The organism is Methylobacterium oryzisoli (assembly GCF_046557895.1).
GTDB classification, from domain to species: domain Bacteria; phylum Pseudomonadota; class Alphaproteobacteria; order Rhizobiales; family Beijerinckiaceae; genus Methylobacterium; species Methylobacterium oryzisoli.
Genome location: NZ_JBKIBX010000058.1, coordinates 1 through 20,055 on the forward strand (window position 1 = coordinate 1; position 20,055 = coordinate 20,055).

At 72.7% G+C, this 20,055-nt stretch carries 16 protein-coding genes; 4 read left to right on the plus strand and 12 right to left on the minus strand.

The annotated features are described in order from the left end of the window. Positions 1 to 287: 287 nt before the first annotated feature. Positions 288 to 2,057 carry an oxalyl-CoA decarboxylase gene (gene oxc, locus ACKUB9_RS30955; protein WP_407530943.1) on the plus strand — a complete coding sequence of 590 codons (1,770 nt, stop codon included), beginning with the start codon at positions 288 to 290 and terminating at the stop codon, positions 2,055 to 2,057. A 175-nt stretch (positions 2,058 to 2,232) separates the two neighbouring features. Continuing rightward, positions 2,233 to 2,952: an alpha/beta hydrolase gene (locus ACKUB9_RS30960; RefSeq protein WP_407530952.1), complete on the plus strand. Its 720-nt coding sequence runs from the start codon at positions 2,233 to 2,235 to the stop codon at positions 2,950 to 2,952. 467 nt (positions 2,953 to 3,419) lie between these two features. On the opposite strand, the gene frc is transcribed toward ACKUB9_RS30960, so the two are convergent. Together frc and ACKUB9_RS30970 are read right to left on the minus strand one after the other, a co-directional pair. Beyond that, positions 3,420 to 4,670: a formyl-CoA transferase gene (gene frc, locus ACKUB9_RS30965; protein WP_407530945.1), complete on the minus strand. Its 1,251-nt coding sequence runs from the start codon at positions 4,668 to 4,670 to the stop codon at positions 3,420 to 3,422. Between the two features lie 101 nt (positions 4,671 to 4,771). Continuing rightward, positions 4,772 to 5,227, minus strand: a complete 456-nt coding sequence (locus ACKUB9_RS30970; RefSeq protein WP_407530947.1) for a PAS domain-containing protein — start codon at positions 5,225 to 5,227, stop codon at positions 4,772 to 4,774. Between the two features lie 417 nt (positions 5,228 to 5,644). On the opposite strand from ACKUB9_RS30970, the gene ACKUB9_RS30975 reads away from it, so the two are divergent. Then, positions 5,645 to 6,331 (plus strand): GntR family transcriptional regulator, encoded by a 687-nt coding sequence (locus ACKUB9_RS30975; protein WP_407530949.1) that lies wholly within the window; start codon positions 5,645 to 5,647, stop codon positions 6,329 to 6,331. Between the two features lie 16 nt (positions 6,332 to 6,347). Here the strand turns inward: ACKUB9_RS30975 and ACKUB9_RS30980 are convergent, their stop codons facing one another. The 4 genes from ACKUB9_RS30980 to ACKUB9_RS30995 all read right to left on the minus strand — a co-directional run bounded on the left by ACKUB9_RS30980 (position 6,348) and on the right by ACKUB9_RS30995 (position 11,772). Continuing rightward, positions 6,348 to 6,791, minus strand: coding sequence for a hypothetical protein (locus ACKUB9_RS30980; RefSeq protein ID WP_407530950.1), 444 nt, complete (start codon positions 6,789 to 6,791; stop codon positions 6,348 to 6,350). 216 nt (positions 6,792 to 7,007) lie between these two features. Further along, positions 7,008 to 10,667, minus strand: a complete 3,660-nt coding sequence (locus ACKUB9_RS30985; protein WP_410824826.1) for an AsmA family protein — start codon at positions 10,665 to 10,667, stop codon at positions 7,008 to 7,010. Positions 10,668 to 10,840: 173 nt separating this feature from the next. Continuing rightward, complete coding sequence (locus tag ACKUB9_RS30990) at positions 10,841 to 11,458, minus strand: TetR/AcrR family transcriptional regulator (protein ID WP_407530505.1); 618 nt, start codon at positions 11,456 to 11,458, stop codon at positions 10,841 to 10,843. Positions 11,459 to 11,574: 116 nt separating this feature from the next. After that, positions 11,575 to 11,772, minus strand: coding sequence for a hypothetical protein (locus tag ACKUB9_RS30995; RefSeq protein ID WP_238240421.1), 198 nt, complete (start codon positions 11,770 to 11,772; stop codon positions 11,575 to 11,577). 222 nt (positions 11,773 to 11,994) lie between these two features. On the opposite strand from ACKUB9_RS30995, the gene ACKUB9_RS31000 reads away from it, so the two are divergent. After that, complete coding sequence (locus ACKUB9_RS31000; RefSeq protein WP_407530506.1) at positions 11,995 to 12,567, plus strand: glutathione peroxidase; 573 nt, start codon at positions 11,995 to 11,997, stop codon at positions 12,565 to 12,567. Positions 12,568 to 12,591: 24 nt separating this feature from the next. Here ACKUB9_RS31000 and ACKUB9_RS31005 read toward each other — a convergent pair whose 3' ends face one another. The 6 genes from ACKUB9_RS31005 to ACKUB9_RS31030 all read right to left on the minus strand — a co-directional run bounded on the left by ACKUB9_RS31005 (position 12,592) and on the right by ACKUB9_RS31030 (position 20,033). Further along, positions 12,592 to 13,227 (minus strand): TetR/AcrR family transcriptional regulator, encoded by a 636-nt coding sequence (locus ACKUB9_RS31005; RefSeq protein WP_407530508.1) that lies wholly within the window; start codon positions 13,225 to 13,227, stop codon positions 12,592 to 12,594. Between the two features lie 103 nt (positions 13,228 to 13,330). Further along, complete coding sequence (locus ACKUB9_RS31010; protein ID WP_407530510.1) at positions 13,331 to 14,704, minus strand: cytochrome P450; 1,374 nt, start codon at positions 14,702 to 14,704, stop codon at positions 13,331 to 13,333. Between the two features lie 16 nt (positions 14,705 to 14,720). Beyond that, the gene (locus ACKUB9_RS31015) at positions 14,721 to 15,941 is read right to left on the minus strand and encodes a phosphopentomutase (protein WP_407530512.1); all 1,221 of its coding nucleotides are present in this window, start codon (positions 15,939 to 15,941) and stop codon (positions 14,721 to 14,723) included. Then, on the minus strand, positions 15,938 to 17,563 hold the full coding sequence (locus ACKUB9_RS31020; RefSeq protein ID WP_407530514.1) for an ABC transporter ATP-binding protein: 1,626 nt from the start codon (positions 17,561 to 17,563) through the stop codon (positions 15,938 to 15,940). The genes ACKUB9_RS31015 and ACKUB9_RS31020 overlap by 4 nt, the downstream gene beginning before the upstream one ends. A gap of 437 nt (positions 17,564 to 18,000) precedes the next feature. Continuing rightward, positions 18,001 to 18,891, minus strand: coding sequence for a dihydrodipicolinate synthase family protein (locus tag ACKUB9_RS31025; RefSeq protein WP_407530516.1), 891 nt, complete (start codon positions 18,889 to 18,891; stop codon positions 18,001 to 18,003). A gap of 299 nt (positions 18,892 to 19,190) precedes the next feature. After that, positions 19,191 to 20,033, minus strand: coding sequence for a universal stress protein (locus ACKUB9_RS31030; RefSeq protein ID WP_407530518.1), 843 nt, complete (start codon positions 20,031 to 20,033; stop codon positions 19,191 to 19,193). Positions 20,034 to 20,055: the final 22 nt, after the last annotated feature.

Sequence of the window (20,055 nt, forward strand, 5' to 3'; positions counted from 1 at the left end):
GCCGCCAACGGCACCGTGCCGGCCAACGCTCACTAAACCTTCGCGCGGGGACCCGCTGGCGGGTCCCCGCCCACGACCCATCTCTTTCGTCATCAGCCGGTGAGGCGCCGACGCGCAGAACGGGCGGGTTCACCCCCGCCCCGAGCCGCACCCACCACCGCATCCTGCGCCGACGCAGCCCCCGCTCCGGCGGCGACCATGATGCAGGACCCATTCGAGACGCCGGGTTGCCCCGGGCAGCTCGCCAAGGCGCGCCAAGGCACGCCAAGACATTCAGGAGCCATCCGATGGAAACCATCGTCAAGACGCAGCCCGAACCCGCCATCGAGAACGGCCAGCTGGCCGCCCCTGCGCCCGCTCCGGAGCGTGACCTGACGGACGGCTTCCACCTCGTCATCGACGCGCTCAAGCTCAACGACATCGACACCATCTACGGTGTTCCGGGCATCCCGATCACCGATCTCGGCCGCCTCGCGCAGGCCCAGGGCATGCGGGTGATCTCGTTCCGGCACGAGCAGAACGCGGGCAACGCCGCGGCGATCGCCGGCTTCCTCACCAAGAAGCCCGGCATCTGCCTCACGGTGTCGGCGCCCGGCTTCCTCAACGGCCTGACCGCGCTCGCCAACGCCACCACCAACTGCTTCCCGATGATCCTCATCTCGGGCTCCTCCGAGCGCGAGATCGTCGACCTGCAGCAGGGCGACTACGAGGAGATGGACCAGCTCGCCATCGCCAAGCCCCTCTGCAAAGCCGCCTTCCGGGTGCTGCACGCGGCCGATATCGGCATCGGCATCGCTCGCGCGATCCGCGCCGCGGTGTCAGGCCGTCCGGGCGGCGTCTACCTCGACCTGCCGGCCAAGCTCTTCTCGCAGGTGATGGATGCCGAGGCGGGCGCCAAGTCGCTGGTCAAGGTGATCGATCCGGCCCCCGCCCAGCTCCCGGCCCCGGATGCCGTACGGCGCGCCCTCGACGTGCTCAAGAGCGCCAAGCGCCCGCTCATCATCCTCGGCAAGGGCGCGGCCTACGCGCAGGCCGACGAGGCCGTCCGCGCCCTCGTCGAGACGAGCGGCATCCCGTACGTGCCGATGAGCATGGCCAAGGGCCTCCTGCCCGACACGCATCCGCAATCGGCAGGCGCCGCCCGCTCGATGGTGCTCAAGGACGCCGACGTCGTCCTGCTGGTGGGCGCGCGCCTGAACTGGCTCCTGTCGCACGGCAAGGGGAAGACCTGGGGCGCCCCCGGCTCGAAAAAATTCATCCAGATCGACATCGAGCCGCGCGAGATGGACTCGAACGTCGAGATCGTGGCGCCGCTCGTCGGCGACATCGGCTCCTGCGTCAGCGCGCTCCTCGACGGCATGCGGGGCGACTGGCCGGCCCCGCCCGCCGAGTGGACGGGCGCCATCACCAAGAAGAAGGAGGAAAATCTCTCCAAGATGGCGTCGAAGCTCGGCAAGAACGCCGCGCCGATGGACTTCCACGGCGCGCTCGGGGCGCTGCGCACGGTCATCAAGGAGCGGCCCGACGCGATCCTCGTCAACGAGGGCGCCAACACCCTCGACCTCGCCCGCTCGGTGATCGACATGTACCAGCCGCGCAAGCGGCTCGACGTCGGCACCTGGGGGGTGATGGGCATCGGCATGGGCTTCGCCGTCGCGGCCGCGGTCGAGACCGGCAAGCCTGTGCTGGCGGTCGAGGGCGACAGCGCCTTCGGCTTCTCCGGCATGGAGGTCGAGACGATCTGCCGGTACAACCTCCCGGTCTGCATCGTCGTCTTCAACAACAACGGCATCTATCGCGGCACCGACACCGACCCGACCGGCCGGGACCCCGGCACGACCGTGTTCGTGAAGGATTCGCGCTACGACCGGATGATGGAGGCCTTCGGCGGAGTCGGCGTCAACGTGACGACCCCCGACGAACTCAGCCGCGCCGTGAACGAGGCGATGGATTCGGGCCAGCCGACCCTCATCAACGCGGTGATCGACCCGCTGGCGGGCACCGAGAGCGGCAACATCGGCAGCCTCAACCCGCAGAGCGCGATCCGCAAGAAGTAGTGCCCATACGCCCGGCGCGGCCGGGCTGAGCTTCGCCCCGCCGGTCCTCGGGTCCGGCGGGGCTTCGCCGTGCCTGCTCGCGTGGCGCGGGCCTGCCCGCGCGGCGCATGTCCCCATCATCGCCTGCGGAGACGCCGCCGTGACCCCTGCCGCCGCCCCCGAGCTGGACGAGGCCGTGCTCGATCCGAGCCTCGTCGGATGCCTCGCCTTCGCGCACCGGCTGCCGACGCGCGAGCCGCTGCCGCCGGGCCGCCACGCGCTGGGCCGGTTTTCCGAGCGCGACGCCGTGCTGCACGTCCCGCCGGGCATCGACGCCCGCCGCCCGACGCCGCTGGTGGTGCTCTTCCACGGCGGGGGCGGCAGCGCGGAAAAGATCCTGCCGATGCTGGCGGCCCATGCCGACGCGGAGCGCTTCCTGCTCCTCGCCCCGCAATCCCTCTTCCCGACCTGGGACTTGGTGATCGCCGGGCATGGCCCCGACCGCGAACGCCTCGACGCGGCGCTGGCCGCGGTGGCGAACCGATTCCTCATCGATCCGTCGCATCTCGCCTTCGCGGGGCACTCGGACGGCGGCAGCTACACGCTCGCGCTCGGCCTCACCAACGGCCATCTCGCGAGTCACCTGATCGTCTCCTCCGCGGGCTTCCTGGCGGTGCAGCGGCAGAGGGGCGCGCCGCGCATCTTCCTGTCGCATGGGACGCGGGACACGCAGATCCCGATCGATCGCAGCGCCCGCGCCCATGCGCGCCTGCTCGATCAGGCGGGCTACGATCTCACCTACGTCGAGTACGACGGCCCGCACGCCTACGACCCGGCCGTGGTCACCCGGGCGGTCGAGTTCTTCCTGGCCGACCGCGGCGCGGTGGAGTCGGGGCTCGCAGGTCAGCGGGACTGAAGCGGCACCCGCCGGACTTGTGCGGTGGCCGATCCCACGGCAGGCACGGCGACCGTCCCTGGCGGTGAGTCGGCAAGATCCCGCAGTAACGAGATCGGCCGCCGAACGGCGCTCACGTCGCAGGATGGACCCTCTGCCTTTTCCCGGGCGCATGCAGCGTCAGCGGAATGCGACCCGGGAGCCAGGGGAGATGGGCCGCGAAGCGGCTCTAAAAATCTGCACCGTCGCCGAGAAGCGGACGCTTCGCGACTTTGTTCGACTGGTTCCCGGATCTCCTTCCGCTGACGCTGCAGTCGTCCGGGAAAGGGTGGGGCGCTTCGGCAGTTCCACCGCAGATCGACCGTGGGGATGGGCTGAGGCGCCGCTCCGGCGGCGGGCCCAGCCGATGAACGTCATCCGGCCCCACAACGAAGAACGGCGCGTCTGAGACGCGCCGTTCCCGTGTATTCGCCGTGCGGTGCGGTCGATCAGACCGCGCGCTCCTGGTGCAGCATCTCGATCTGCTGCTCGGAATAGCCGAGGCCGCGCAGCACCTCGTCGGTGTGCTCGCCCAGCAGCGGCGAGGGCTTCACGTCGACGGTCAGGTCCGAGAACTTGATCGGGCTGCCCACCGTCAGGTACTTGCCGAGCTGCGGGTGCGCCACCTCGACGATCGAGCCGCTGGCCCGCAGCGACTTGTCCTCGGCGATCTCCTTCATCGACAGCACCGGCGCGCAGGGGATGTCGAACTTGCGCAGGATGTCGACCGCCTCGTACTTGGTCTTGTCGGCGAGCCAGCCCTCGATGAAGGCGAAGATCTCGAAGATCTTGTCCTGGCGGGCGCGCGGGGTGTTGTAGGCCGGATCCTCGATCCACTCCGGCTTGCCGAGCGCGCGGCAGATCGGGGCCCAGGCGTGACCCTGGATGGTGAAGTAGATGTAGGCGTTGGGATCGGTCTCCCAGCCCTTGCACTTCAGCACCCAGCCCGGCTGGCCGCCGCCGCCCGCGTTGCCGCCGCGCGGCACCACGTCCGTGAACTCGCCGTGCGGGTACTGCGGGTACTCTTCGAGATAGCCGAGGGCGTCGAGGCGTTGCTGGTCGCGCAGCTTCACGCGGCAGAGGTTGAGCACCGCGTCCTGCATCGAGACGGCGACCTTCTGGCCCTTGCCGGTCTTGCTGCGGGCGTGCAGCGCCGTGAGGATGCCGATGGCGAGGTGCATGCCGGTGTTGGAGTCACCCAGAGCCGCGCCGCTCACGGTGGGCGGTCCGTCCCAGAAGCCGGTGGTGGAGGCGGCGCCGCCGGCGCACTGCGCCACGTTCTCGTAGACCTTCAGGTCCTCGTAGTGATGGCCCTCGCTGAAGCCCTTCACGGAGGCCACGATCATGCCCGGGTTCAGCTCGTTGATCCGCGCCCAGGAGAAGCCCATGCGGTCGAGCGCGCCGGGGCCGAAATTCTCGACCAGGACGTCGGATTCCTTGATCAGCTTCTCGAGGACTTCCTTGCCCTGCGGAGTCTTGGTGTCGAGCGTCAGGGAGCGCTTGTTGCTGTTCAGCATCGTGAAGTAGAGCGCGTCCGCTTCGTCGACGTGGCGCAGCTGCGAGCGCGTCACGTCGCCGGCGCCGGGCCGCTCGACCTTGATCACGTCGGCGCCGAACCAGGCGAGGAGCTGCGTGCAGGCCGGACCCGCCTGAACGTGCGTGAAGTCGATGATCTTGATGCCTTCCAGCGGCTTGCTCATCTTGGTGTGCTCCCTAAACGATCTGCGGGCGATGTTGTCCGTCCCGGATCTTGTGGTCGACCCGGTGCGTGAGCTCCGATCAGGAACTTCACATACTCCGGCTAGTCATGCGTCTGACCGGCCTCGAGTTCGCTCAAGCGCTTGCGCAGGGCCTTTTCCTCGGCCCAGCGGCTGGTCTCGTCGCGGATGACCGCGACGATCCCGGTGACCTCGTCGCCGGGTCCGCGCAGGAGCCCGACCGAGAAGGCGATGGACAGCGTGTGGCCGTCCTTGTGCAGGGCCGGCACGCGCAGGAGCGCGCTGCCGTACTTCGTGACGCCGGTGCGCATCGTGTTGGCGTAGCCGTCCCAGTGCCGCTGGCGCTGGCGCTCCGGCGTGATCAGGTCGAGGGAGCGCCCGAGGGCCTCGTCCCGCGAGTAGCCGAAGATCCGCTCGGCCGCCGGATTCCAGACGACGATGGCCCCTTCGGGATCGGACACGATGACGGCGTCACCCGTCGCATCGACCAGTTGCTCGAAATTCCAGGCAAAACCCATCACGCCCGCCCACTCACACATCCCTGCAATCGCCTGTCGTTCGCCGACAGATCTCAAGTCGAGACCGCGCGTCCGAGGGCAAAATCCCGCCGTTCGCCGGCGATGTCCTGGATGTGATCAGGGATCATGGAAGTCCATCCTCCCGGCACCGTGACAGGGTCTTGAAATCCGACCGCCGGAGGCGGCCTCGCCGATAAATCGGCTTGTTCTTGTGGCATGTGGTATGCCAGATTACGGGGAGTGTCAAGCGGAGGATTGGCCTTCGGCGGAGCGGACGGCCTGGACGGACCGGAGCAGGGGAGGCGGTGTCGCGGGTGAGCCGCCGCCGCGGATCAGGCCGGAACCCGGGGCGGGACGGACGCCTGTGCCGGTCAGGACGACACCCAAGAGGACGCCAGAGCCTCGGACGCCAGAGCCTTCAAGCCGGGTGGAAGCAAGATGAACGAGCAGTTCAACGTCACGCCGATCGTCCCGGCCGCCAACCTGCGGACGCTGGTCTACGAGTCGCTGAAGGCGGCGATCAGCCAGATGGATATCTACGGCACGCGCCAGGAGATCCGCCTCGACGAGCGGCGCCTGTCGCGGGATCTCGGCGTGAGCCGCACGCCCGTGCGGGAGGCCTTCACGGTGCTCGAACAGGAAGGGTTCGTGCGCTCCGAAGCCCGGCGCGGCGTGTTCGTGGTCCGCAAGACCAAGCGGGAGATCGTCGGCATGATCCACGCCTGGGCGGCGCTGGAGAGCATGGCGGCCCGCCTCGCCTGCGCCCGCGCCAGCGACGCGCAGCTCACCGCGCTCAAGGCGACGTTTCCGCAATTCTACGACGGCTCGCCCTCGGAGCAGATCGACGAGTACTCCGACGCCAACATCCGCTTCCACCAGACCATCATCGCCCTGGGCCAGTGCGAGGTCTTCGAGGGGCTGTCGAGCAACCTGCTGATTCACGTGCGCGGCATCCGCAACGCCGCCCTTCGCAACGAAGGGCGGGCGGAGCGGTCGAGCCGCGAGCACGTCGAGATCATCCGGGCGCTGGAGGCCCGCGACGGGCCGCTGGCCGAGCACCTCGTGCGCGAGCACGGGCTCGGCCTCGCGGCCCATGTGGACCGATTCGGCGACTACCTGTCGTGACGTCGCCGCCCGGCTCCTACTCGTCGTCCAAGTCGCGGGAGCGCCGCCGCTCGCCGTAGTCGCGCGGCGGACGGTCGTAGTCGCGGGCGCCCCGGTCGTAGTCGCGTCCGCGATACTCGGGCTCCTCGCGCCGGCGGTATCCGGAATCGTAGTCGCGGTCGCGGCGATAGCCCGGCTCGTCGTCGCGGCGATAGCCGCCACCGCCGCCGCCCTGGCGCCGGTCGGCGAGGCGGGGGGCGTACCAGCAGCGCTTCCGCTGCCCCGGCGCCGGATCGCCCGCGAAGCTCTGGTTGTTGCAGGGGATCACCCCGCCCTGCGGGAAGGGCCGCCCCGCGGTCTTGCCCCGCACGCCGTAATAGACGTTGGTGGGATGGGGCATGCGGCAGACCTCCCCTTCCTCGGCGCAGGGCACGAGGTTCTGGAGGTCGAGCTGCGCCCTGGCGGCGACGGGGACCAGCAACGCCGATCCGAATACGGCAGCCGCCAGCGCGGCGATTCCACAACGCACGATCCTCTCCTCCCGGAACGCTTCGTCACGCCTCCATAGCGTCAACGAAAAGCCCGCGTCCAATCACCGGACGTAGAAGTCCATCGCGCGCGAGGCAATGCTCCGGCCGACGGGAACAGGGCCGATCCGGCCGTCAACGCGGATGGGCCGCGGATTGTGGCCGCCCGGTCACTGGCTCGTCTCGGCCGGCTCGCCCGCGCGGAGGCGCGCGGCCTCCTCCTCGGCCTTCCGCTGGGCCTCGAGGCGGGCCGCCTCGGCCCGCGCGGCCGCCTCGGCCCGCGCGGCCGCTTCGGCTCGGGCCGCCACTTCGGCCCGCGCAGCCGCCTCTGCCCGGGCCGCTTCGGCGCGAGCCGCTTCCGCCCGTGCGGCGGCCTCGATGCGCGCGACCTCCGCCTGACGGCGGGCCTCCTCCTCGGCGCGCTGGCGCTGCTGGCGCGCCCACTCGGCCTCGGCGGCGGCGCGGAAACGGTCCATCTCCAGGCGGCTCTGGCGCCGCGCCCGCTCGTTGCGGTCGGCCTCGAACGTCTCGATCTTGTCGAGTTCGCGCTGGAGCACCACGGCGGCGAGCACGGTGGTGAGCGGCGCCACGTCGACCTCGCGCACGGGGCGCGCGAGCGGGCCCGCCAGCGCGAGGCCGAGGGACGGGGAGGGGGCGGTCCAGGCCCGCGGGGTCTCCTCGACCGTGAAGCTGCCGCGGGCATCGAGCCGCAGCGTGCGCAGATCCACCTGCACGAGGCCGCTCCAGGCGGAGGGGCCGGGGTCGAGGCCGAAGATGCCGGTGCGCAGCACGCCGCCGACCAGGGAGGCCGACACCGTCAGCGTGCCGGGGTTGCGCAGGGGGCCGCGGGCGAATTCCTCCGTCACCACCTGCTCGACCCGGCCCGATCGCAGCGGGTCCTCCTCGGCGAGCAGCCGGTTGAGCGCGCGCAGACCCGCTGCCGGATCGACCTCGCGCAGCGTGAGGTCTGCGAGCGCGATCTCGCCGCTGCCCGCGAGGTTGCCCACCAGTGCCGTCACGCTGTCGCCCGCGGCGCCGACGCGCAGCCGCCCCGACAGCCGCCCGCGCACCGCGTCGCCCCCGGTGAGGACGGGCAGGGCGAGATTCGCGAAGGTGCCCTCGGCCGAGACCGTGGCCTGGCCGCCTTGGCGCGCCAGGGTGGCGGTGCCGGCGATCGTCCCGCCCGCGAGGCCGGCCGTGAAGCGGCGCAGGATCAGGCCCTCGCGGCCGAGTTCGACGCCGACCCGGCCGGCCTCCGCCACGAGGCCGCGCCCGAGATCGACCTGCCGGGCTTCCACCTCGACGCTGCCGCGCAACGACATCTCCGGCGGTGGGCCGAGGCGTCCCGTCGGCCAGGGCGCCGCGCCGCCCGTCCCGGTGTCGAGCACCAACGCGGAGGCGAGCCAGGGCAGGGAGACGCGGTCGAACCGCGCCCGGCCCGACACCGTGCCCTCGCCGGCGCGCAGAAGCCCAGGAAAGGTCAGGACCGCCTCGACGGCGTTGCCGGCGAGCGTCCCGGCGATCGCGAGGCGCGGCGCTTCCTCCTGCGGCCCGACCTCGCGGCCGATGCCGAGGGTGAGGCGCGCCGGCACCGCCCCGGCGGGCAGCGCGTTGCGGCCGAGGAAACCCGCGAGCGGCCGCAGATCAGCGGTCTCCGCCGTCACTTCGCCGTCGCGCGGCAGCGCCTCGCCCTCCGCGAGGATGAGGGGCCGGGTGGTGGCGAGGCGCGCGCCCGCGAGGTCGCCTGCCAGGGTCAGGGCGAGGGGGGCGCCGGCCTCGGCCCCGCGCTTCCCGCTAACGCGCATCTGCGCCGGCTGCGCCAGGGCGGCATCGTCGGGCCGCCCGAGCCAGAGGCCGGAGCGCACCCCCTCGAGGCGGGCCTCCAGGTTGTCGATGCGCCCGGCCGCGGTGACGAGCGAGAGGCCGAGCCGTCCCCCCGCAGCCGTGCCGCGGGCGTGGCTGCGCAGGCGCCCGGCCTCGACGGCGCCGGGATCGCGCTCCAGGGTCACGTCGAGGGAGAGCGGACCGTCGCGCAGGAACCGCGGCAGCAGCCGGACCTCGGCCAGGGCCGCGTGCTCCAAGAGATCGAGGAGGGGCCCCGCCGCCGGGGCCGTCACCCGGCCGGCGATGCGGCCCGAGCCATCCGCCGCGATGCGTCCGGCGAGGCTCGCCTGCGTGCCGGCGAGCCCGCGCACGTCGAGGCTGTCGATCCGCAGCGCCGCGCCCTCGGATTGCAGGCTCGCGGCGATCTCGCCCGTCCGTGGGCCGGTCGGCCCGTAGCGCAGGTCGCGCGCCCGCAGGATGAGCCCGACATCGTGGTCGTGGAGCGTGTCGAACAGGCCGCGCAGGGGCGGCAATTCGGCGATATCGAGCCCGTCCGCGACCACCTGGGCGTCGAGGCGGGGGCGCGGCGCCTCGGGACCGGCCGGGGTGTAGCGGGCGCTGCCGGACACCCGCGCCTCCCCGAGCGCCGCTCGGGCGTTGCGCAGGGACAGCACCGGCAGCGCCGCGGTCACGTCCGCCTCGGCCTCGAAGGGGCGGCCGTCGAGGAGGCGCAGGAGCGGGCTGCCGTAGCCGAAGCGATCGAGGAGCCGCGCGAACCGGTCGGAGGCGGGGGCCTTCACGGCGAGGTGGCCCGCGAAGCTGCCGGGGCCGGCGAAGTCGCCCGCGAGCGACAGGCCGACGGCGCCGGGGGCTGTCGCCTCGACGCGGCGCAGGCTGAGCGCGCCCGAGGGCCGAAGGGTCGCCGAGATGCCGATGTCGGACCATTCGCCGAGCGCGAAGGCCGCGCTCTCCACCGCCACGTCGAGCGCGACCGTGCCGGGCAGGGCAGGGCCGGCCGCCTCGAAGCCGCGGGCGAGGAGCGCCTGACCGGCCGGCCCCGCCAGGAAGGCGTCGAGGTCGAGGCGGCGGGCATCCAGGGTCAGCGCCGCCCGGAACCCCGCGAGGTCGAGGCTGCCCCGGCCCAAGAGCCGCAGAGGCGCGCCGCCGCCGTCGATCTCCAGCGCGACGGTCTCGAAGGTGGCGAGGCGCCCGCGGGCCTTGAACGCGCCCTGGGCCGAGAAGGGCAGGGTGGCGCCGGCGCCCTGGGCCGGCGGGCCGACCACCAGCCGGGCGGTGCCGACGGCTTCGGGCATCACGCCGCGGGCGGCATCACCCGTGAGGCTGATGCGGGCGTCGATGTCGAGGCGCGGAACGGTGTCGCCGCCGGCCGTGACCTTGACGGGCAGCGCGCCCTCGGCGGTGGGAGCCCCGGTGACGAGCCGGAACGGCATCGCCCCCGTGGTGCCCTCGATCCGCCAGGGGCCGGCGAGCTGCGGCGCGGCGAGCCGGACGGATTCGGCGGTGAACTGGTCGGTGCGCCCGGTCGCCGGGACGGTGGTGGTGAACAGAAGCTGCGCCACGCGCAGGTCCTCGACCGCGAGATCCCGCCCCTCCAGGGCTCCCACGAATCCCGCCGGCAGGGTGGGAATGCCCGCCTCGGTGGCCGGCACCTTCACCTCGGCCCGGCCGATGCGGGTCTCGGTGAAGCGGATCTCGCCCGAGAGCAGCGGCGTGAGCGCGATCTCGGCCTTGACGAACCGGGCATCGAGCGAGGGCCGGTCGGGGCGGGCCTCGGCCAGGGTGAGGTGATCGACGCGCAGGCGCGGGGAGGGGAGGAGCCGGATCTCCAGGCGGCCGTCGCTGCGCGCCTCGACGCCGAGAGAGCGGCTGAGCGCCGCGTCGACGGAGGCGCGGTGCGCCTCCCAGTCCACGAAGGGCGGAGCGATGAGCGCGGCGGCGAGGACCAGGATGACGAGGCCCGCCAGAGCGGTCAGGATGTCGCGCACCAGTCAGATTCTTCCCGGCTCGCCCCGGGGGCGGGGCGTCGATCCCAGCACGGGCCGGCCGCGCGCCGGCCGTACCGTCCTGTCAGGGCTAGCATATCGCCGCCCGCGCGGAGGCCAAATCCGCGTGCGCCGCGGACGGATCGCCGGCCCCGATGCCGGAATGCCACGCGGCCTCAGCCGGCCCGCAGCCCGCCGAGCAGGAAGTCGATCATTCCGTCGATCGGCGGGGCGACGTCGCCCGGGCAGCGCACGATCAGGACCGGGTGGCAGTAGCGCAGGATCGCCGTCTGGATGCAGCCTGCCGCGTGGGCCGGGTCGGCGACCCGGAACTCGCCCGCCGCCGTGCCTTCGGCGATCACCCGCGCCAGCACGGCGGTGATGCGCTCCACGTGGTGGTGGCAGACCTCCCAGCTCTCGGTCATGCCCGCCTCCACCATCTCGTGGATGCGCGGATGGGCGGTGATGCGCTCGATGCTGTCGCGGTGGAGCGTGAGGATGATCTCGCGCATGCGTTCCGTGGCCGTGAGGCCCGGGCGGTCCGCCACGCCGGAGATCAGGGTCTCGACTTCGCCGATCAGCCGCTCGACCACGGCCTCGTTGATCGATTTCTTGGAGTCGAAGAAGCGGTAGACATTCGCCGGGCTCATGCCGAGCGTCTTGGCGATGTCGGCCACGGTGGTCTTCTGGTAGCCGATCTCGCGAAAGTACCGCTCAGCGGTCGCGAGGATGCGGCAACGCGTCGTCAACGAGGAGACCTCGTCGTGCGTCAAGGATGTCTGGCCGGCGGTCATCCCGCCAGCCTATAGGGTGGATCGGCCCGGGGGCGAAGGCGCGCGCCGCCTGGCGCGACGCCGTTGCGCAGGCCCGGTCCAGATTGACGCGGACGGGTGCCCACGGGCCACACCCGTCAGGAGCCGAATTGCGAGCCGAGCTGCTCCAGGTACTCGGCAAGGTCCAGGCCGCCCACGCGGGTGCCGTAGTCGAAGCGCATGCCGGGGCGGATCGCGACGCTCTCGCGGCGGGTCGTCAGCGTGAACGGCTTCGTGCAGATCCAGCTCCCGTCGCGGCGGTGCTCGAAGTAGTCCAGAATCTCGTGGCGACCCATCACGTCCTCCGCAATCTCGGAGAATGAACGTGGCAGTTGCCGAAAAGTTCATCAGGCGGTGCGACGATCCCGGCACTTATGCAAAGCTTGGCCATTGCTTGCTAGCCAAACGATCGCGTGAGGCGGCTTGCCGCGGGCGCCGCGGCGCGCGATTCTCCACTGGCAGCCCCGTCCGGGCCTTCCGGATCGCGCGGGGTGATCGCTCGCAGGAGGGTTCCACCGATGCCGCTCGCCCGCCGGGACGCACTCGCCCTGTTCGGCAGCCTCCTGATCCTGCCCGCGCGGGCCACGACGGGGCCGCTGAGTTCGGCCACCGCCGCGTCCTTCGGCTTCGATCGGGTGGACGGCAGCCGCCTCGATCTTGCCGCCTACGCGGGCAAGCCGCTCCTCGTGGTCAACACCGCCACGGCCTGCGGCTACGCCCCGCAATTCTCGGGGCTGCAGCAGGTCTGGACGCGCTTCGGCGACCGCGGCCTCACGGTCATCGCGGTGCCGTCGGCTGATTTCGGACGCCAGGAGCCGCTCGACGGGCAGGCCATCGTCGAGGCGGCGCGCGCGCAGCACGGCGTCACCTTCCCGGTGGTCGCCAAGACCGCGGTGACCGGGCCGAACGCGCATCCGTTCTACCGCTGGGCCGCCGCCGAGCGCCCGGGCGAGAAACCCACTTGGAACTTCCACAAGTACCTCGTGGGCCGCGACGGCCACATCGCCGCGACCTTCCCGTCCGCGGTCGAGCCCACCGACCCGCGGGTGATCACCGCGATCGCCCGCCAACTGGAGCCGCAGGCGGGCTGAGCCGCGCCGGTCAGGGCTCGCGTGTCAGGATTTGCGGGCGGCGGCGCCGTGCACGAGCGCGAGCACGCCCGCGCGCAGGAGATCGTACTTGCTCGGCAGCCCCGGACCGGAGGGGAGGCGGCCCGCCGCCGCGAGCGTCGCGATGCCGTGCGAGAGCGCCCAGACCTCCAGCGCGATGAAGCGCGGATCGACGCCCGAAAAACCGTCCGGGAAGGTGGTGCGCAGGGCCTCTACGAGGAGCGAGAAGGCGTCCTGATCGCGCGGGCGGGGGGCGGGGTCGCAGCCCTCCGGGGCGGGCGGGCGGGCCTCGAAGATCGCCGCGTAGTAGCCCGGTTCCTCCTCCGCGAAGGCGAGGTAGGCCTCGCCCATCCGGGTGAAGCGCTCCAGCGGCGTGCCGGAGCCGCGCAGCGCCCGCCCGAGGCGCGCCGCGAGTTCGGTGAATCCGCGCTCGGCCACCTCCTCCAGCAGCGCCTCGCGCCCGCGGAAATGGCGGTACAGGGCCGCGGGCGAGACGCCGACGAGGCGGGCGGCATCCACCAGCGTGAAGCCGCCGAGGCCGCGCTCGGCGATGAACCGGCGCGCCGCCTCGATCAGCGCCTCCTTGAGGTTGCCGTGGTGGTAACTGCTTCGGTCGGATGGCCGGCTGCGCCAGGGTCGCACCGTCGAGGGTCTCCGCGGGAAGGTTGAGAAAGGTTGCGCTCGAAGGTCTCGGCTCCATACCGCATGTTGCGGGGCCGGAGACAACAGCGCAGCCAGTCGAGAGTCAGCGCCGGCTGAGGCGGAAGGCCGGGCTGTGATCCGGCTGCACCGTCACGGTGGCGACCGGCAGCACCGGCCGGTCGCCGACGAGGGTCAGCCGGTAGCCGCGGGCGAGGCGGGCCAGCACCAGGGTCGCCTCTGCCAGCGCGAGCTGCGCCCCGATGCAGCTCTGCGGGCCGGCCCCGAAGGGCAGGTAGACGTGGCGGTCGGGCTCCTGGCCCGCGCGCAGGAACCGCTCGGGCAGGAAGGCCTCGGGCCGCTCCCACCAGCGCGGGTTGCGGTGCATCACCCAAGTCGGGATCATCACGGTGGCCCCGGCCGGGATCGGAGCGCCGCAGACCTCGGTCGCCCGCACGGCGCGCCGCGCGATCATGTAGGCCGGGGGATAGAGCCGCAGCGCCTCCTGCACCACCGCCCGCGCGAGGCGCAGGGCCGGCAGGGACGCCGCCGCGCCGGCCTCGCCGAGGTCGAGGCCCTCCGCCTCCTCGGCGAGCGCATCCTGCACGGCCGGCGCCCGCGCGAGCAGGGTCGCGGCCCAAAACAGCGTCGAGGCGGTGGTCTCGTGCCCCGCGACGATCATGGTGCCGACCTCGTCGGCGAGTAGCCCGTCCGTCGCCTCGCCGTGCGCCTCGCTCAGGAGATCGAACAGGTCGCGGGGCGCGCCTTGGACCCCTTGCGCGCGCCGCGCCGCCACCACCGTGCGCACGAGGGCGAGCCAGCGGCGGCGAAACAGGGCGCGGCGCGGCGCGGTCGGCGTCGGCCAGCCGGGCGGCAGCAGGAAATCCGCCACGGTCGGCCGACCGAGCGTGCGCAGGTAGCCCGACACCATCGCGCGGATGCGCGCCTCGAACGGTCCGGTCTCCAGCGAGAACATCGAGGTGGCGGCGATGTCGAGGCTCAGGCGCTGCATCTCGGCGTGCAGGTCGAAGGGCTGCCCGAGCGCGGCGTCGAGGCGGGCGCAGGCGGCCTCGGCCGCCCGCGCGATATGCGGGGCCATCAGCGGCAGGTTGCGGGGCGTGAAGGCCGGCGCGAGCACGCGACGCTGGCGGCGCCACCGCTCGCCCTCCGCCAGGACGAGGCCGCGGCCGGCGATCGCCCCGAGCACGCGCCGGGCGGCGGGCAGCCGCGCGAAGGTCTCGGCCCCGCCGATCAGCACCTGCCGCACCGCCTCCGGCCCGCTCAGCAGCACCACGCACCCGCCGCCCGGCAGGCGCAGGCTCACGGCCGGCTCGTCCAGGCAGGCGCGCGGGAAGGCATCGAGGGTGTTGCGCCGGAAGGCACGCAGCAGGCGCAGCCAGCCCACCCGCTCGGCGAGGGGCGGCATCGGCGGCACGTAGGGCTCGGCCTCGCTCAAAGCCGTCGTCACGCCCGCACCCATGCCTGCCGTTCCCGCCTCAGATCCACGCGCGCCCGCACCCCGCGAGCGGCAGCCCCAGATGAACGGCGAGCGTCGCGCCGAGATCCGCGAAAGTCGCGCGCCGGCCGATCGGTCCCGGCCGCACCTCGGGGCCGAAGGCCAGGACCGGCACCTGCTCGCGGGTGTGATCGGTGCCCGCGAAGGTCGGATCGTTGCCGTGGTCGGCGGTGACGACGCACAGGTCGCCCGGCCCCAGCCGCGCGCGGATCTCGGGGATACGGGCGTCGAAGCGCTCCAGCGCCGCCGCGTAGCCCGGCACGTCCCGGCGGTGGCCGTACTCCGTGTCGAAATCGACGAGGTTGACGAAGACCAGCCCCCCTTCGCCGAGGTCGCGGAAGGCGGCGAGCGCGGCGTCGAGGCAGGCGTCGTTGCCGGCGGCCTTGACCGCGCGCCCGGTGCCGCGATGGGCGAAGATGTCGGCGATCTTGCCGACGCTGACCACCGGCCGGCCGGCCGCCACCGCCCGGTCGAGCAGGCTCGGGGCCGGGGGCGGCGTCGCGTAGTCGCGCCGGTTGGCGGTGCGCGTGAAGCCACGCGCCGCATCGCCCCGGAAAGGCCGGGCGATGACCCGGCCGATGCGGTAGGGGTCGCAGAGGCGCCGCGCCACCGCGCAGACGGCGTAGAGCCGGTCCAGCCCGAAGGCCTCCTCGTGGGCAGCGATCTGGAAGACGCTGTCGACCGAGGTGTAGCAGATCGGCTTGCCCGTGCGGGCGTGCTCGGCGCCGAGTTCCTCGATGATCGCGGTGCCGGCGGCGTGGCAATCGCCCAGCAGGCCAGGCAGGTCGGCCTCGGCGATCAGCGCCCGCGTCAGGGCGGGGGGGAAGCTCGGCACGGTCGCCGGAAAATGCCCCCAGTCGAAATCCACCGGCACGCCCGCGATCTCCCAATGGCCCGACACCGTGTCCTTGCCCCGCGCGGTCTCGACCGCATGGCCGTAGGCGCCCAGGACCGGACCGGGCGGGGCGAGGCCGGGGGCCACCCGCCCGGTGGCCCCCTCGGCCGCGAGGCCGATCCCGAGGGCGGCGAGGTGGGGCAGGCGCAGCGGCCCGGCCCGCAGGCCCGCCCGGTCGCCCGCGCGGCGGGCGCAGGCCTCGGCGATGTGCCCGAGCGTGTCGGCGCCCGCGTCCCCGTAGGCGACCGCGTCCGGCGCGCCGCCGATGCCGACGGAATCGAGCACGATCAGCAGGGCGCGGGTCACTCGCGCACCGCGCCTGCGGGAGCCGCCGCGAGATCGAAGGCGGCCGCGAACAGGGCGCGCGTGTAGGCGGTCCGGGGGGCCGTGAACAGGGTCTCGGCCTCGCCCTCCTCCACCACCTGCCCGTTCTGCATCACCATCACGCGGTTCGCCAGCGCCCGGACCACCTTGAGGTCGTGGCTGATGAACAGGTAGCCGAGGCCGCGCCGACGTTGAAGCTCCCGCAGCAGCGCGACGATCTGGGCCTGCACCGACATGTCGAGGGCCGAGGTCGGCTCGTCGAGGACGACGAAGCGCGGATCGAGCGCCATCGCCCGCGCGATGGCGATGCGCTGGCGCTGGCCGCCGGAGAATTCGTGCGGGTAGCGGTCCATCGCCTCCGGGTCGAGGCCGACGTCCTCGAGCGCGCGCGCCACGACGTCACGCCGCTCCGCCGGCGTGCGAGTGGTCTTCTGGACCAGCAGGCCCTCCTCCACGATCTCGGCCACCGACATGCGCGGCGAGAGGGAGCCGTAGGGGTCCTGAAACACCACCTGCATCTCGCGCCGCAGGGGCCGCATCGCGCCGGCCGAGAGGCCGTCGAGGCGCCGCCCCAGATAGACGATCGGCCCCTCGGAGGCGGTGAGCCGCAGGAGCGCGAGGCCCAGCGTGGTCTTGCCCGAGCCGGATTCGCCGACGACGCCAACGGTCTCGCCCGCCCGCACCCGCACCGAGACCCCGTCGACCGCCTTCACGTGGCCGACCGTGCGCCGCAGGAATCCCTGCTTGATCGGGAACCAGACCCGCACCGGGCCGGCCTCCACCAGCGTCTCGGCGCCGTCCGGCACCGGGTTGCCGCGCCCCTTCGGCTCGGCGGCGAGCAGGCGCCGGGTGTAGTCGTGCTGCGGGTCGGCGAAGACCTCGGCCACCGGGCCGGTCTCCACGATCCGCCCCTGCAGCATCACGCAGACCCGGTCGGCCACGCGCCGCACCACCCCGAGATCGTGGGTGATAAACAGCATGGCCATGCCGAGCCGGGCCTTGAGGTCGGCCAGCAGCGCGAGGATCTGCGCCTGCACGGTGACGTCGAGGGCGGTGGTCGGCTCGTCGGCGATGAGCAGGTCGGGCTCGCAGGCGAGCGCCATCGCGATCATCACCCGCTGGCGCTGCCCCCCCGAGAGTTCGTGCGGGTAGGCCGACAGGCGTCGCTCGGCATCGCGGATCCCCACGAGGGTGAGGAGATCGAGGGTCCGGGCGCGCGCCTCGCGCTCCGACATCCCGCGGTGCAGCCGCAGCACCTCGCCGATCTGGTCGGCGATGCGGTGGAGCGGATTGAGCGAGGTCATCGGCTCCTGGAAGACCATCGTGATGTCGGCGCCCCGCACGCGGCGCATCTCGGTCTCGCGGAGGCTCAGGAGGTCGCGGCCGCGAAACAGGATGCGTCCGCCCGGGTGATGGGCCGCCCCGTCGAGGAGGCGCAGCACCGAGAGCGCGGTGACGGACTTGCCCGAGCCCGATTCTCCCACGAGGGCCAGGGTCTCGCCCGGCCTGATCTCGAACGAGACGCGGTCGACCGCGCGGGTCTCGCGCCCGCCCTGCCGGAAGGCGACGGAAAGATCTTCGACGGAAAGGAGCGCGGGGGTCATCGCCAGGAGGGTAACGCCAAATCCGTGAGCGTCGAGGCCGCCGGGTCGGGCGGCGGCGCACCCTGCGCCACTCCGTGCCCGAATGCCAGCGGCGGCCCGTCCGGACCGGCTGCCCGGGGCGTGCGCTATGCCGCGGCCTCCGGCGCCTTATCGAGGCTGCGCAGCATCGGGGTGATCCGCTGCAAAGGCTCCCGGTCACGCAGGGGCGACCGCACCCGCCGCACGAAGCCCGGCATGTCCTGCCGTGCCCGGTGACGCGCACGCCCCGGCGGATGAGGGCTCTGATCTAGGTCGTTGATTTGCCGCGTTTTCTACGGCGAGCCGGAATCCACTGCGTCGGACAATGCTCTGACGATCCCGTTCTGACCCTCGGCACTTGCCAGGAGGGGCCGCCTCCGTCCCGAAACGATCGGGACGGACCATGCTCGCCACCCCCATCAGGCATTCAGGGCCGTCAGCGCCCGTTCGATGCGCCCCCGCTCGGCCGCGCCGAGGGGCAGGATCGGCCGCGGAGGCTGTGCGTCGGTCAGCCCCAGCAGGTTCGCCGCGGCGTAGACCACCCGCAGGCTCCCGTGTTGCCTGAACAGGTCCCAGAGCGGTTCGAAGGTCGCGTTGAGCCGCCGCACCTCCGCCACGTCGCCGGCTTGGGCGGCCCGCATCAGGGCGAGGGAGGGTTGCGGCAGGAGGCCGCCGATCACGCTGTACCATGCCACGCCGCCCGCCAGCACGGCCTCTGCCGCGTGCCAGTCGCCGCTGTAGCCCACGGCGAAATCCGCAGGCAGGCGCAAGCGGAGGGCGTCGACCTTCGCATGCGCCTCGCTCGGCGCCGGGGCAGGGCTCTTCACCGCAACGATGCCGTGCACCTCGGCCAAGCGAGCCACGAGATCGTCGCCGAAGGTGAAGTGCGTCGTGCTCGGGTTGTTGTAGATGCAGAGCGGCAGGTCGGTAACCGCCGCCACGGCCGCGAAGTGGTGAAAGACCTCCTCGTCGGTGAGCGGCGTGTAGGAGACGGGTGCCAGCAGCACGCCGTCGGCCCCGGCGGCCTGCGCATCCCGCGCGAGATCCCGGGCATCGTCCGTGCGCAGCGCACCGACCCCCACGATGACCGGCACGCGACCGCCGACGCATCCCGCCGCCGCCTCGACAGCCCGTCGCCGCTCTTCGCGCGTCAGATAGGCGTAGGTGCCGGTGCTGCCGAGCAGCCCCACCGAGTCCACCCCCGCCAGTTCCAGGCGCCGGAGCAACACCGTCAGGGCGTCGGTGTCGACACGCCCTCGTTCGTCCGTGGGCGTGATGGGGAACGCTGAAAGCCCGGAGAAGATCGACATCGCAGACCTGCCAAGGAGGAACGCCGGTTCCGACCCCTCGTGCGGTTGCCGTCCGAGTGGGCGATGGGCGTCCGTGGCCGAGACGGATACCGGCGGGCTGGCCTGCCGGGAACGGCCAATTTCGCGCGATCGAGGTGGGCCAGTTGGCGGAAGGGCAGGTGCGAACGACGGTTGCGGGCGGCCATGCGCGCGATGGGACAGGCCCGCTCCGAGCCCCGTTCCGGGCCCGTTCGGGCCTGCACGCTGTCGTGCACCGTGGGGGATCGCGCGCGCCGGCAGCCGCAGCGCGATCCCGGCCGTCAGTAGGACATCAGGAGCGGCAGGGGGCTGCTCCGGAGCAGGGACTGCGTCACGCCGCCGAACACCATCTCGCGCAGCCGGGAATGGACGTAGCCGCCCATGACCAGCATGTCGGCCCGGTAGCTCGCCGCGACATCCCGGAGCGTCTGTGCGACATCCCCGTCCCGCGCCGCCAGGCAGGTCACCTCGACGGCCACGCCGTGGCGGGCCAGATGCGGCGCCAGGTCGGCGCCGTCGGCCGCGTCGGGGAGATCCTTCTCGCCGGACACGGCCACGATCTGAACCGCTTCGGCCGCGCGCAGGAAGGGCAGGGCGTCGTGAACCGCGCGGGACGCCCGGCTGCTGGCGTCCCAGGCGATCACGATCCGCTCGGCCCGACACGCCGTCGCGCTCGGCGGAACGACGAGGAGCGGCCGCCCGCTGCCGACGAGCAGGGCCTCGATCAGGTCCCTGTCGAGATGCGCCGCCTCCGGCTCGGCGTCGATGACGCTGAGATCATGAAGCCGCGCCAGGGTCGTGAAGGAGGCCAGCAGATCCGCATAGCTGAGCTGCGGGGAGCGTGCGGTCACCGTCACCCCGGCCATCGCGGCGGCGGCCGCGGCCTTCTCGGCGATCGTCTGCGCGAGCCGGTGCAGGCGGGTGTTCTCCGCCTGAAGCAGGCCGGCGGCGTAGTTGCTGACCCACGGGACGGTGAACTCGGCCCGATGGGCCGCCGCCTGCACGGTCAGGTGCGCCTCGGCCGCTTGCGCGAGCGAGAGCCCGAACGCGACGGCCGAGGAAGGCTCGTCCGGTCCGATCTCCTTCGTCAGCCCGACGAAGACGCTTCTGATGTTCTGGATCATGGCGCTCCCCGCCTCCCGAAGG